The 12,651-nt window shown below is 66.3% G+C and carries 10 protein-coding genes and 1 pseudogene; 1 reads left to right on the top strand and 10 read right to left on the bottom strand.

From position 1 onward, the window contains the following. Window positions 1-15: 15 nt before the first annotated feature. Window positions 16-900, top strand: coding sequence for a DMT family transporter (locus ACFQNJ_RS06625; protein ID WP_382255183.1), 885 nt, complete (start codon window positions 16-18; stop codon window positions 898-900). A gap of 6 nt (window positions 901-906) precedes the next feature. Here the strand turns inward: ACFQNJ_RS06625 and ACFQNJ_RS06620 are convergent, their stop codons facing one another. The 10 genes and pseudogenes from ACFQNJ_RS06620 to nirB all read right to left on the bottom strand — a co-directional run bounded on the left by ACFQNJ_RS06620 (window position 907) and on the right by nirB (window position 12,646). Then, complete coding sequence (locus ACFQNJ_RS06620) at window positions 907-1,524, bottom strand: hypothetical protein (protein ID WP_382255180.1); 618 nt, start codon at window positions 1,522-1,524, stop codon at window positions 907-909. A gap of 52 nt (window positions 1,525-1,576) precedes the next feature. Continuing rightward, window positions 1,577-2,785, bottom strand: coding sequence for an ABC transporter substrate-binding protein (locus ACFQNJ_RS06615; RefSeq protein WP_382255177.1), 1,209 nt, complete (start codon window positions 2,783-2,785; stop codon window positions 1,577-1,579). A 111-nt stretch (window positions 2,786-2,896) separates the two neighbouring features. Next, entirely contained in the window at window positions 2,897-3,343 is a 447-nt protein-coding gene (locus ACFQNJ_RS06610) for a GatB/YqeY domain-containing protein (RefSeq protein ID WP_382255174.1), read from the bottom strand. A gap of 98 nt (window positions 3,344-3,441) precedes the next feature. Continuing rightward, on the bottom strand, window positions 3,442-3,654 hold the full coding sequence (gene rpsU, locus ACFQNJ_RS06605; protein WP_056273869.1) for a 30S ribosomal protein S21: 213 nt from the start codon (window positions 3,652-3,654) through the stop codon (window positions 3,442-3,444). 238 nt (window positions 3,655-3,892) lie between these two features. Then, window positions 3,893-5,095, bottom strand: coding sequence for a BaiN/RdsA family NAD(P)/FAD-dependent oxidoreductase (locus ACFQNJ_RS06600; protein ID WP_382255171.1), 1,203 nt, complete (start codon window positions 5,093-5,095; stop codon window positions 3,893-3,895). A gap of 37 nt (window positions 5,096-5,132) precedes the next feature. After that, window positions 5,133-5,924 carry a uroporphyrinogen-III C-methyltransferase gene (cobA, locus tag ACFQNJ_RS06595; protein WP_382255168.1) on the bottom strand — a complete coding sequence of 264 codons (792 nt, stop codon included), beginning with the start codon at window positions 5,922-5,924 and terminating at the stop codon, window positions 5,133-5,135. Next, complete coding sequence (gene ybiB / locus ACFQNJ_RS06590) at window positions 5,908-6,825, bottom strand: DNA-binding protein YbiB (protein ID WP_382255165.1); 918 nt, start codon at window positions 6,823-6,825, stop codon at window positions 5,908-5,910. The genes cobA and ybiB overlap by 17 nt, the downstream gene beginning before the upstream one ends. 43 nt (window positions 6,826-6,868) lie before the next feature. Further along, on the bottom strand, window positions 6,869-9,676 hold the full coding sequence (locus ACFQNJ_RS06585) for a nitrate reductase (protein ID WP_382255162.1): 2,808 nt from the start codon (window positions 9,674-9,676) through the stop codon (window positions 6,869-6,871). Window positions 9,677-9,779: 103 nt separating this feature from the next. Next, a pseudogene (nirD, locus tag ACFQNJ_RS06580) lies at window positions 9,780-10,154 on the bottom strand (nitrite reductase small subunit NirD); the annotation flags it as partial. Beyond that, window positions 10,151-12,646 carry a nitrite reductase large subunit NirB gene (gene nirB, locus ACFQNJ_RS06575; protein WP_382255159.1) on the bottom strand — a complete coding sequence of 832 codons (2,496 nt, stop codon included), beginning with the start codon at window positions 12,644-12,646 and terminating at the stop codon, window positions 10,151-10,153. The pseudogene nirD and the gene nirB, both read right to left, overlap by 4 nt. Window positions 12,647-12,651 lie beyond the last annotated feature (5 nt).

Below are 12,651 nucleotides of genomic sequence, written 5' to 3'. Positions count from 1 at the left end.
CGCTGAATCCTGCTCGTGCGTCCTGAATGGCTGGCACTCCTGGCGGCGGCCTGCTGGGCCGTCTCCAGCCTGTTCTCTGCCCCGCCAGCGCAGCGCCTGGGCGCCATTGCCTTCAGCCGCTGGCGCATGCTGTTTGCCAGCGTCATCCTCTGGTCGCTGGCGCTCGTCACCGGGGGGTGGCGCAGTCTTGACACCGCTGCCTTGCTGCTGCTGGGGCTGTCCGGGGTCATCGGCATTTTCATTGGCGACACCGCCCTGTTTGCCTGCATGAACCGGCTGGGGCCGCGCCGCTCCGGCGTGCTGTTTGCCACCCATGCCCTGTTCTCTGCCGTGCTGGCCTGGCTGTTTCTGAGCGAAACCATCCGGGGCTGGGCACTGGTGGGGAGCGTGTTGCTGATCAGCGGGGTGATGATGGCGGTGCTGTGGGGCAAGCGCGAGGACGAATCCCATCACTGGGAGCAGACCCGCGGCGCCCTGGCCATCGGTGTGGCCCTGGGTCTGCTGGCGGCGCTGTGCCAGTCTGTGGCGACATTGATGCTCAAGCCGCTGATGAGCACGGGCATCGATGCGGTGGCTGCCTCAGCCATGCGGATGACGGTGGCACTGGCGGCGCATGGCTTGCTGTGGTCCAGCGGCTGGACGCCCGCCCGTGCCAAGGCGGAGGTCCGCTGGCAGGACGCGGCATTGACCTGTCTGAGTGCCGTCGTGGCCATGGCCCTGGGCATGACGCTGATCCTGCGGGCCATGCGCGATGGCCAGGCCGGTCTGGTGGCCATTTTCTCGTCGGTGACGCCGGTGTTGCTGCTGCCGCTGCTGTGGCTGGTTTATCGCCGCCGGCCAGCGCACGCGGCCTGGCTCGGGGCGGCCATGGCGGTCACGGGCACCGCGCTGATCCTCTAAGCAGAATCAAGACGGGATGCAGCGGGCCTGGTAGCGATCCTCAAAGAGGGCCAGGTCTCTGAGTTCGCCCTCGGTCGGGTTGGGGCGCTGTTTGCGGCGGTGGATCGAGAGGCGCATTTCGGCACACTGCTGTCGATAGCGGTCGATGTCCTCCTGGCTGCGCTGCTTTTGCTGCAGTGCCATCTCACGCTCCTGCTCCCTCAGCTCCTCCTGTGCACGCTGTCCTTGCCTGGCAGCGCGCAGTGCGTTGCTCTGTTCGTCACTGCACTCGCGCTCGAATGTCAGGCGCAGCTCACGCACGGTGGCGCTGCTCAACCCTCGATTGGGCGCAGTGCGGATACCCTCTTGCAAGGTGGCGCATTTGGGGCTCATGTAGCCCAACTCGTCTCCCGCCCGTTCGATGCGTTGCACCGGCGGCTGGTAGCGCGGCTCGGGCTGTGCTTGCGGACCGTAGTGAATGAGTCCCGACTTCTGCGCCTGTGGACAGGGATTGAGCGAGCGGTAGCTTTGGCCTCGCCAGTCCTTGCAGGCGTAGGTGGTCTGGGCGAGTGCCGGCGCATAGGCAGCGCTCAGGCCGCAAAGAACAAACGCGCCGACCAGGCGCGTGAAAGACACTTGATGCACGTTTTCTCCGGCCTCCTGTAGATGGCCGGATTCTAAGGCGACTGGGTGCGGCTTACTTCTTTCGCTGCACGATCAGGTTGCGCTTGGCGTCTTCGGGGTAGGCGAAAGTGATCGCTCCGTTGCGGACCTTGCCCATGACCAGCATGTTGGCGGTGACCGCATCCTTGTCTTCGGCGGTGAAGGGGCGCTCGTAGGTGGCCACCACGCCGTAGTGCACCCGCGAGATGTTCTCCAGCGCTCCCTTGACCGCCGGTCCGGTGAATTTGCCGTCGCGGATGCCGAACAGGGCGTAGGTCAGCAGGTAGGTCGTGTCGTAGGCCTGGGCGGCAGCCATTGGCACGGCAATCTTCTGGTTGTACTTGCGTGAGTAGGCCGTCAGAAAGGACGATCGCCTCTCATTGCTCGGCTCGGCGATGAAGGTCTGGGCCATGAGCGCGCCTTCGGCCGCCGGGCCGGCTCCCTTGATGAAGAAGGGGAAGGACAGTGGCCAGGCGCCGACCTGCGGCACGTCCCACTTGAGATCGCGTCGGCCCATGGCGATGGCGGCGTTTTCCGGGCCGACGGTGTAGCTGAAGATCACGTTGGCGCCGGCTTCCCGGGCGGCCTTCAGCGGCTCGGTCAGGTCCTTGACGCCCAGATCGAAGCGGGCGACGTGCACCGGTTTGAGCTTCCTGGCGGCCAAGGCGGCCTCGACGTCCTTGAGTCCGGCTTCACCGTAACCGGTCGAGTCGGCAAAGATGGCCACCTTGGTCCAGCCGCGCTTGACCAAGTCGTCCACCACAAAGGGCGCCTGGATGGCGTCGCGCGCCGACGTGCGGAAGATGAAGCTCTCTGCGGGCGGGTACTTGGCCGTGATCGGGGTGCCGGTGGCGCAAGGCACGATCAGCGGAGACTTGGCATTCTGGAAGACGTCCAGCGCCTTCATGGCCACCCCGGTGTTGCAGAAGCCGATGGTGGCGATGACGCCTTCCTGCATCAGTTCCTGGGCGCCCTTGAGGCCCTGGTCCGGGTTGCCCTGGTCATCCTTGACCACCAGGGACAACGGGCGCCCCAGATAGCCGCCGACGGCGTTGATCTCGTCCACGGCCAGCTGGATGCCGTGGAGCATGGGTTGGCCGAAATCGGACGAGGGGCCTGTGAACGGGCCGATCACCCCGATCTTGACGGGTTGACTGGCCGTCTGGGCGAAGCCATGGGAAGACAACAGGGCCGTGGCGGCCACCAGACCGGCCACCCACTGGCGAGGACGCAGAAAACGCATGAGAAAGACCTCCGAAGGTGCCGGAAGTCTAGGACGTACCCCGAGGGGCATTGCCCAAGGTTTTCCCTATGGTGGACTCGGGCTGTCAACCCTTTGTCAGCCAGCGTGACGTCAGGGGTTGAGGGCGGCCTTCACGGCGGCCGACACCTGTGCCATGTCGGCCTTGCCGGCCAGGCGCGCCTTAACCGCACCCATGACCTTGCCCATGTCGCCGGGGCCGGTGGCACCGATCTCCAGCACGATGGCCTTGACCTCGGCAGCGATTTCGTCGGCGGACAGCCGTGCCGGCAGGTAGGCGGCCAGCACCGCCATCTCGGCGTGTTCCTTGGCGGCCAGGTCCGGACGGTCGCCCTGCTCGAAGGCGGTGATCGAGTCCTTGCGCTGCTTGACCATCTTGTCGATCACCGCAATGACGGCAGCATCATCGAGCTCGATGCGCTCGTCGACTTCCTTCTGCTTGATGGCCGCCGTCAGCAGGCGGATGGTGCCCAGGCGCTCCATGTCCTTGGCACGCATGGCGGTTTTCATTTCTTCGGTGATTTGCAGCTTCAGGCTCATGAGGGACTCCGGAAAGATTTCAGGGACAGAAACGACAAAGCCCGCTGGAGCGTCCTCAAGCGGGCTTTTGCTGGACCGGTGTGGACCGGTGGCGAGGCTCAGTACAGCTTCTTGGGCAGCTGCATGGAGCGCACGCGCTTGTAGTGGCGCTTGACGGCGGCGGCCTTCTTGCGCTTGCGCTCGGCGGTCGGCTTCTCGTAGAACTCGCGGGCGCGCAGGTCGGTCAGCAGGCCCAGCTTTTCGATGGTGCGCTTGAAGCGGCGCAGGGCAACGTCAAACGGCTCGTTGTCTTTAACTCGGATGGTGGTCATTAGCTAATGGTTTCCATGATGTGCAGACAGAGGAGGAACGGGAAGATCGGGCCCGGCCCTCTTAACTGCGGTTTTCCCCGTCTCGAACTAGTATTGGCCGACGGGGTATTGCCAGCAAACCACGGATTATAACGTTTTCGCGGGTTTTTGCTACAGGCGCGATTCGCCGCAGGGCCGCCCCAAGGCGAATCAGCCCCCTTTGGGGGCAGCGACCCGCGCAGCGGTGGAGCGTGGGGGCTTACAGGCTTGTGCCACAGGCGTGGGCGCTGGCCCAGGCCCACTGGAAGTTGTAGCCGCCCAGCCAGCCGGTGATGTCGACCACTTCGCCGATGAAGTACAGGCCCGGTTGCTTCGATTCCATGGTCTGCTGCGACAGGTCACGGGTGTCCACGCCGCCCAGGGTCACCTCGGCCTTCTTGTAACCCTCGGTGCCGGTGGGCACCAGTTCCCACCTGCTCAGCCGCTCGGCCAGGCGGGCCAGTGCCTTGTCGCTGCACTCGGCCACCGGACGTTGCCAATCGGGTTCCTGTGCCGTCCAGGCATCGGCCAGGCGGGACGGCACCCATTGGGCCAGCTCGTTGGCCAGCAGCTTGCGTGAGCGTTGCTTGGCGTCTGCCAGCACGGCGGGCAGGTCCACCTCGGGTGCCAGATTGATGCGGATGGGGGTGCCGGGTTGCCAGTAGCTGGAGATCTGCAGCACCGCCGGGCCGGACAGGCCGCGGTGGGTGAAGAGCAGATCTTCATGGAAGGAGATTCGATCCTTTTTCAAGCCAGTCTCAATGATCACCGGCAGCGCCAGGCCTGCCAGGCCAGCATAGGGAGCCCAGCCCGCACCATCAAAGGTCAGTGGCACCAGCCCTGGGCGTGGGTCAACGGTGCGCAGACCGAACTGCTTCGCGACCCGGAAGCCGAAGTCGGTGGCACCGATGGCGGGGATGGACAGGCCGCCGGTGGCAATCACCACCTTGCGCGCCTGTACTTGCCCCTGGTCGGTGTCGAGTTCGTAGACCCCTTCAGCGGTGCATCGAATGTCCTTGACACCGCAGGGTTGCCGGCGCGTCACGCCCCCGGCCTCGCATTCGGTCAGCAGCATGTCGATCAGGTCACCGGCCGACCGGTCGCAGAACAGCTGGCCCTTGTGCTTTTCGTGAAAGGGAATGTGGTGCTTCTCCATCAGTGCGATGAAGTCGGCCGGGGTGTAACGCGAGAGCGCCGAGCGGCAGAACTGCGGGTTCTGACCGACGAAATGCTTGTGGGGCTGGCGCACGTCGATGTCGCGGTTGGTGAAGTTGGCGCGACCACCGCCGGAAATGCGCACCTTCTCGGCCACCTTGGGGCTGTGGTCGAGCACCAGCACCTTCAGGCCGCGCTGGCCGGCCACACCCGCACAGAAAAGACCGGCCGCACCAGCGCCGATCACCACCACATCAAAGCTTTGCATGCCCGCAGTTTAGGCGGGATGCGAGCGTGTTCGCGGTTCAGGCTGCCTGGTGCAGCACCTGCTCGCCCGCCTGTCCCAGGGCGGCGACGCCGCGGACCACGTCACCGATCACGATCACCGAGGGGCTGCCCAGGCCTTCGCGCGCCAGCGTGTCGGTCAGCTGGCCCAAGGTGCTGGTGGCGTGGCGTTGCTGGGGAAGACTGGCATGCTGGATGATGGCCAGCGGCGTGCTCGCCGGCAGTCCGCTGAGCAGTTCCGACTGGATCTGGCTGGCACTGGAGACGCCCATGTAGATGACCAGCGTGAGTCTGGCGTCGCGTGCGGTGGCGGCCAGCTGCCGCCAGTCCGGACCGGCGTCCCCGGGCTTGGCGTGGCCGGTGATGAAGACGACGCCATGGGCATGGTCACGGTGGGTCAGGGGGGCGCCCAGTGAGGTGAGTCCGGCCAGGCCTGCGGTGATGCCGTTGATGACCTGCACCGCGATGCCCTCTGCCCGCAGGTGTTCCACTTCCTCTCCGCCGCGACCGAAGATGAAGGGGTCGCCACCCTTGAGGCGCACCACCACCTCGCCCTCCCGGGCAGCCATGATCATCAGCTTCTCGATGAAGGCCTGGGGCGTGCTCTTGCAGCCGCCCCGCTTGCCGACATGCACGATGCGGGTGCCAGGGCTGGCATGGGCCAGCACGCCGTCGCCGACCAGATCGTCCACCAGCAGCACAGTGGCGGCGGCAATGGCCCGGGCGGCCTTGATGGTCAGCAGTTCGGGGTCGCCAGGACCGGCCCCGACCAGCGTGACGGATCCGGGGTGGAATTCAGTGGGCGTGTGCATGGTGTCCGACCTCACGCAGGATGTGTGCCACCTGTTGTGCCATGGGATGGGGAACGGGCTGCTGGCCATCGAGAACCGCACGGATGTAGGTGGCGGTGGTGGTGGCATCGATGTCGCGTGGCAGGTCTGGCAAGGAGGTCAGGGCGCCTTCCTGCGCTGGCTGCAAGAGGACGCGCTGTCCTTGCCGGAACGCCTCCATCTGCGGCGTTCGGCGCGCGTCGGCGACGGGTTCGCCCTCGGTGCCTCGCAGCAACAGCGCGTGGGTACCTGTCAGGGCAAAGGTGTCCGCCATGGAGACGGCGTACTCCGGATGGGTGTAGCTGCCCACGACCAGGGCAGGCCCCTGGCAAGGGTTCATCAGTTTGACCAGGCTGTGGGCGGGGTTGCGCAGACCCACCACACGGCGCACATCGAGCAGGCGCTTGAGCCCCGGGTGCAGCACCTCGGTGGGGATGAACCGGCACTGGCCCGGTGCGATGGCTTCCACGCGATCGGCAGGTTCGTGCCCCAGCGCAGCAAACACAGTGGCGCTGGTGACCCGCCGGTCATCGGTGGCCGTGCCGTGTACGAGCACCGGCACGTCTTCGCGCGCCAGCAACAGGGCCAGCAGCGGCGTGAGTACGGGTAGCTTGCGGGCACCGTTGTAGCTGGGAAGGACCACCACGGGCACTCCGGCGTCCTCGACCCGGTGCAGACGCGCATGGGTGGCGTCCAGAAATCCGGCCATCTCTTCGGGCGTTTCTCCCTTGATGCGCATGGCCAGGCAGAAGGCGCCGGTTTCCAGATCAGAGACATGGCCGTCCAGCAACTGCCCCATCAGATCGGCGGCCTGATCGCGCGTGAGCGATCGCGCACCTTCCTTGCCGCGACCGATTTCCTTGATGTATTGGCTGATACCCATGGCCGTCAATTGTGCGTGTTGTTTGATGACTTTGGGTAATAAATCAAACCGCGATGGCATGGGGTTCTGCCGGTCCTGCCAGTGAATCGTTCTGCTGGTACTCCGCCCTGATCAGTCGGCGCAACTCTGGAAGACATGAGCCGCAGTTGGTGCCGCATTTGAGCTGGTCCTGCAGGGAGGCCAGTCGTTCGTTCTCGGTCCCTGCGCAGCGGGCGACGGTGTTTCGGATGGCCTCTTCACCAACATTGAAGCAGGCGCAGACCTGGGCACTCCTGGCGACCACTGTCACCGGCGCTTCGGCGCCGGGCCTCAGCAGCAGGCGGCCGTAGCGACCGGCGGGCTGTCCATCCTGCAGCAGGGTTTTGATCCAGGACTCTGCCCGGGTGTCGCCGGACAAGAGGAATGCCTCCAGCGTGACGTCGTCACCCGTCCGTTGCAGGCGGGCGCTGCGACGTTGCTGACGGCGCTTGTCGGCATAGCGCAGCGTCTCATCCGTGGTCAGGCCCAGCAGTGACTCGATGCGCTCGATCAGTGTGGGTGGCGGGGGCTCGTGAGCGGCGGCCCGGAACAGCACGCCAGTGCGCTCACGTCCAAAGGGTACGCAGGACGCGAAGTCGAAGGAGGGCATCAGCTGCCGAAGCTCAGTCAGGGCGGACAGCGCCGTGGCTTCGGGTAACCAGGCCACACCCAACAAGGTCCACGGCAGTTCTGCCTTGAGGATCTTGACCGCTGCGTGTTTGAGTTCTGGCTGCTTGGACGTGGGGCAATAGGCCGAGGTGGTGAGGGCGTTGACGCCGGCCAGCGGCTCGCCCTGGCTGCTGCGGCCGCTCAGGTACTCCGGCCCCCAGTGCATGGCGATGAAGGCCTGCGTGGGCTGGATCGTGTGCGAGGCCTGCGCCGGGAGCACGATGGCGCCGCGCTTGCTCGTCACATGGACCAGCTCGCCGTCCTTCAGGCCACGGCGCTCCATGTCCCGCGGGTTCAGTTGCACGCAGGGTTCGGCCACGTGGCCGAACAGGCGGCCGAGGGTGCCGGTGCGTGTCATGCCGTGCCAGTGATCGCGCAGGCGACCGGTGGTCAGCGAGAACGGGAAATGCGATTCGCTCGGCTCGGCGGTTGACTGGTAGGGCAAGGCGGCGAATTTCGCTTTGCCGTCGGCGGTGGGGAAGACGCCGTCTTCGTACAGGCGGGGTTTGCCGGTCCTGTCGCCCTGGCGCAGGGGCCAGAACTGCGGGCCCTCGGTCTCCAGCATGGCGTAGCTCAGACCGGTGATGTCGAGGTCGCGGCCGCGGGTGGATTCGCGGTGTTCGTTCCAGATGGCTTCGGTGGTCTCGTAGGGGAAGAGCGAGGGCTGACCGGGGCGCAGCTGCGCTTCCAGTCGCCGCGCCACATCGACCGCGATGCGCCAGTCGTGCCGGGCCTCACCGGCCGCAGGCACGGCCGGCAACACGCGGCTGATGCGGCGCTCGCTGTTGGTGACGGTGCCTTCCTTCTCGCCCCAGGTGGTGGCGGGCAGCAGGATGTCGGCGAAGTCGCAGGTGGCGGCGGTCGCGAACGCTTCCTGCACCACCACGAACTCGGCGCGCTGCATGGCGCGACGCACGGTGGCCTGGTCGGGCATGGACTGCGCCGGGTTGGTGCACGCAATCCACAGCGCCTTGATCTCGCCGTCGGCCGCAGCCTGGAACATCTCGACCGCGGTCTTGCCGGGTTTCGATGGCACATCGGCCACGCCCCAGAGCGCGGCCACCTCGGCGCGGTGCGCGGGGTTGGCCAGGTCGCGGTGGGCGCTCAGCAGGTTGGCGAGGCCACCGACCTCGCGCCCGCCCATGGCGTTGGGCTGGCCGGTCAGGCTGAAGGGGCCGGCGCCGGGCTTGCCGATCTGGCCGGTGGCCAGGTGCAGGTTGATCAGGGTCGCGTTCTTGGCGGTGCCGCTGCTGCTCTGGTTCAGGCCCTGGCAGTACAGGCTGAGCGTGGCGGGCGACTGCGCGAACCACTGGGCTGCCTTGAACAGGTCTTCCTTGGGGATGCCGCAGGTCTGCGCCACCACATCGGGCGTGGCTTCGCGCACCAGCGACTTCAGTTCGTCGAAGCCATACGTGTGCTCGGCGATGTAGGTGGCATCCGTCCAGCCTTCCCACAGCATGACGTGCAGCAGGCCGTGGAACAGCATCACGTCGGTGCCCGGCAGCAGCGGCAGGTAGAGGTCGGCCAGTTCGGCGGTGTCGGTGCGGCGCGGGTCGGCCACCATGATCTTCATCGCCGGGTTCTTCTGCTTCGCGGCCTCGATGCGGCGGAACAGGATGGGGTGCGCGTAGGCCGCGTTGCTGCCGACGATGAACAGACACTGCGCGTGGTTCACGTCGTCGTAGCAGGCGGGCGGCGCGTCGGCGCCCAGCGTGAGCTTGTAGCCCGCCACGGCGCTGCTCATGCACAGGCGGGAGTTGGTGTCGACGTTGTTGGTGCCCAGCAGGCCCTTGGCCAGCTTGTTGAAGACGTAATAGTCCTCGGTCAGCAGCTGGCCGCTGATGTAGAAACCCACCGCGTCGGGGCCGTGCTCGCGCACGATGCGGCCGAACTCGCCGGCCACACGGTCCAGCGCGGCGTCCCAGCCCAGTGCCACCGGCGCATGGCCGCGCCGCAGCCGCTGCATGGGCTGTAGCAGGCGCGTCTGGCGCGTGATGGCGGGCGTGGCCGTCAGGTGCAGCGTGCTGCCCTTGGTGCAGAGCTTGCCGAAGTTGGCGGGATGCTGAGGGTCGCCGCGCACACCGATGATCTGGCCGCCCTCGCTCTCGATGATGACGCCGCAGCCCACACCACAGTACGGGCAGGTGGAGCGGGTTTGTGACATGTGCTCAGGCCTTCGATGAGTGACGATCCGGCGCCGGGCCGCCCCAAGCCGGATCAGCCCCCTCGGGGGGCAGCGACCCGCGCAGCGGCGGAGCGTGGGGGCCACGGTTCCTGGGGCCGGCGATCGGACGCTCTTCGGTGGTCGCGTGGGATGCGAGCTGGTTCGCGTCCAGGAACACCTGACCGTGCTCCACCTTCACGCTGAACCTGGGCGTGCAACCCTCGTCAGGTGCCGAGGCCTGGCCGTCGCACAGGCCGATGGTCCAGTTGTGCAGCGGGCAGGCCACGTGTGTGCCGAAGACGATGCCCTGGCTCAGCGGACCGCCCTTGTGCGGGCAGCGGTCGAGCAACGCGAACACCTCGTCCTGGTCGTTGCGAAAGATGGCGACGTCCAGGCCTCGCTCGCGCGCCACGCGGCGTGAACCCAGCACGGGTATCTCTTCAACGCGGCAGATGGGGATCCAGGCGGCGGCGTTCATACGGCGCTCCTCTCGGTGGTGGCGGCGATGGCCTTGATGGGGATGAACTGCCGCGTATCCACGGCGGCCTTGTCGAACTCGAACCAGGGGTCGGGCTCGCCGTCCAGCGCGAACAGCAGTTCTTCGTTCAAGGCCTTGCGGCCCTCGGCGTCTTCCAGGATGCGCTTCCTTATGTAGTCCAGGCCCACACGGTTGACGAAGTGCACGGTGCGTTCGAGGTACCAGCCCTCCAGTCGGTAGAGCTGCATGAAGGCCCCGGTGTACTCCATCACCTCTTCGGCCGTCTTGAGCTTGACCAGGAAGTGCGCCACCTCCGTCTTGATGCCGCCGTTGCCGGCGATGTACATCTCCCAGCCGCTGTCCACGCCGATGATGCCCACGTCCTTGATGCCGGCTTCGGCGCAGTTGCGCGGGCAGCCGGAGACGGCGTACTTGACCTTGTGCGGCGCGTACATGCGCCAGTGGGCGCGCTCCAGGGACTTGCCCATCTGGGTGCTGTCCTGCGTGCCCATGCGGCACCACTCGCTGCCCACGCAGGTTTTCACCGTGCGCAGGGCCTTGGCGTAGGCGTGGCCGCTGGGCATGCCGATGTCTTTCCAGACATTGACCAGGTCTTCCTTCTTCACGCCCAGCAGATCGATGCGCTGGCCGCCGGTGACCTTGACGGTCGGGATCTGGTACTTGTCCACCGCGTCGGCGATGCGTCGCAACTCGTCGGCTGTGGTCTCGCCGCCCCACATGCGCGGGATGACGGAGTAGGTGCCGTCCTTCTGGATGTTGGCGTGCGAACGTTCGTTGATGTAGCGGCTCTGCGGGTCGTCCTTGGCCTGTTTGGGCCAGGTGCTGATGAGGTAGTAGTTGATGGCCGGGCGGCAGGTGGCGCAGCCGTTGGGCGTCTTCCAGCCCAGGGCCTTGAAGGTGTCGGCGATGGTCAGCAGCTTGTCGTTGCGGATCGCATCGCGCACGTCCTGGTGGCTGTGCTCGGTGCAGCCGCAGATGGCCTTCTTTTTCGGTGTGGCCGAGTAGCCCGCCCCCACCGTGGCCATCAGGATCTGTTCGACCAGGCCGGTGCAGGAGCCGCAGCTGGCGCTGGCCTTGGTGTGCTTCTTCACCTCATCCAGCGTGAACAGGCCCTTGTCCTTGATGGCCTTGCAGATGGTGCCCTTGGTCACGCCGTTGCAGCCGCAGACCTCGTCGCTGTCGGCCATGGCAGCGGCCTTGTTCTGCCCCGCGTGGCCCGCGTCGCCGATGTTCGATTCCCCGAACATCAGCTTGTCGCGGATGTCGTGCACCTTGCGGCCCTCGCGCAGCAGCTTGAAGTACCAGCCGCCATCCACCGTGTCGCCGTACAGGCAGGCGCCCACCAGCTGGTCGTCCTTGATCACCAGCTTCTTGTAGACGCCGCCGAAGGGGTCGCTCATCACGATTTCTTCCGTGCCTTCGCCGCCCATGAAGTCACCGGCGGAGAACAGGTCGATGCCGGTGACCTTGAGCTTGGTCGACGTCAGCGAGCCGGTGTAGCGGCCGATACCGAATTCGGCCAGATGGGTGGCCAGCACCTTGCCCTGCTCGAACAGCGGCGCCACCAGGCCGTAGGCGATGCCGCGGTGCGCCGCGCATTCGCCCACCGCGTAGATGCGCGCGTCGGTCACAGTCTGCAGGGTGTCGCTCACCACGATGCCGCGGTTGACGTGCAGGCGCATCTTCTCGGCCAGCGCCGTGTTGGGACGGATACCGACCGCCATCACCACCAGATCGGCCGGCACTTCGCTGCCGTCCTTGAACTTGACGGCCTTGACGCGACCGTCCTCACCGCCGATCAGTTCCTGCGTGTTCGCCCCCATCAGGAACCGCATGCCGCGCTCTTCCAGCGACTGCTGCAGCAGCTTGCCGGCCACGTCGTCCAGCTGGCGCTCCATCAGCCAGGGCGCGACATGCACCACGCTCACCCTCATGCCGCGCTTCATCAGGCCGTTGGCCGCTTCCAGGCCGAGCAGGCCGCCGCCGATCACGACCGCGTGCTGGTAGGTCGCGGCGGCGTCGATCATGGCCTGCGTGTCGGCGATGTCGCGGTAGGCCAACACGCCGTTGAGGTCCTTGCCCGGGATGGGCAGGATGAAGGGGTTGGAGCCGGTCGCCATGATCAGGCGGTCGTACTCGGCCGAGACCGCCTCGCCGTTGGGGCCCACCGAGTGCACGATGCGCTTGACGCGGTCCACCTCGGTCACCTTGTGGCCGGCGTGCAGCGTGATGCCGTGGTCGGTGTACCAGGACCAGTCGTTGAGGATGATCTGATCGATGGTCTGCTCACCCGCCAGCACGGGCGAGAGCAGGATGCGGTTGTAGTTGGGGTGTGGCTCGGCACCGAAGACGGTGATGTCGTACAGGTCGGGTGCGATCTTCAGCAGCTCTTCGAGCGTGCGCACACCGGCCATGCCGTTGCCGACCATCACCAGCTTCAGTTTCGCCTTGGGATTGACGCGCATGTCCATGGTGT

The sequence above is a fragment of the Hydrogenophaga bisanensis genome (genome assembly GCF_042665135.1).
In the GTDB taxonomy this organism is placed as follows: Bacteria; Pseudomonadota; Gammaproteobacteria; order Burkholderiales; family Burkholderiaceae_C; genus Hydrogenophaga; species Hydrogenophaga bisanensis.
This window is presented reverse-complemented; position numbering and strand designations above follow the sequence as displayed.

Excerpts from the sequence above, each read along its gene's own strand:
- ybiB (WP_382255165.1), bottom strand. The coding sequence starts at position 6,825 with ATGGGTATCAGCCAATACATCAAGGAAATCGGTCGCGGCAAGGAAGGT.
- ACFQNJ_RS06600 (WP_382255171.1), bottom strand. The coding sequence starts at position 5,095 with ATGCAAAGCTTTGATGTGGTGGTGATCGGCGCTGGTGCGGCCGGTCTT.
- ACFQNJ_RS06615 (WP_382255177.1), bottom strand. The coding sequence starts at position 2,785 with ATGCGTTTTCTGCGTCCTCGCCAGTGGGTGGCCGGTCTGGTGGCCGCC.
- rpsU (WP_056273869.1), bottom strand. The coding sequence starts at position 3,654 with ATGACCACCATCCGAGTTAAAGACAACGAGCCGTTTGACGTTGCCCTG.
- nirB (WP_382255159.1), bottom strand. The coding sequence starts at position 12,646 with ATGGACATGCGCGTCAATCCCAAGGCGAAACTGAAGCTGGTGATGGTC.
- ACFQNJ_RS06585 (WP_382255162.1), bottom strand. The coding sequence starts at position 9,676 with ATGTCACAAACCCGCTCCACCTGCCCGTACTGTGGTGTGGGCTGCGGC.
- cobA (WP_382255168.1), bottom strand. The coding sequence starts at position 5,924 with ATGCACACGCCCACTGAATTCCACCCCGGATCCGTCACGCTGGTCGGG.
- ACFQNJ_RS06610 (WP_382255174.1), bottom strand. The coding sequence starts at position 3,343 with ATGAGCCTGAAGCTGCAAATCACCGAAGAAATGAAAACCGCCATGCGT.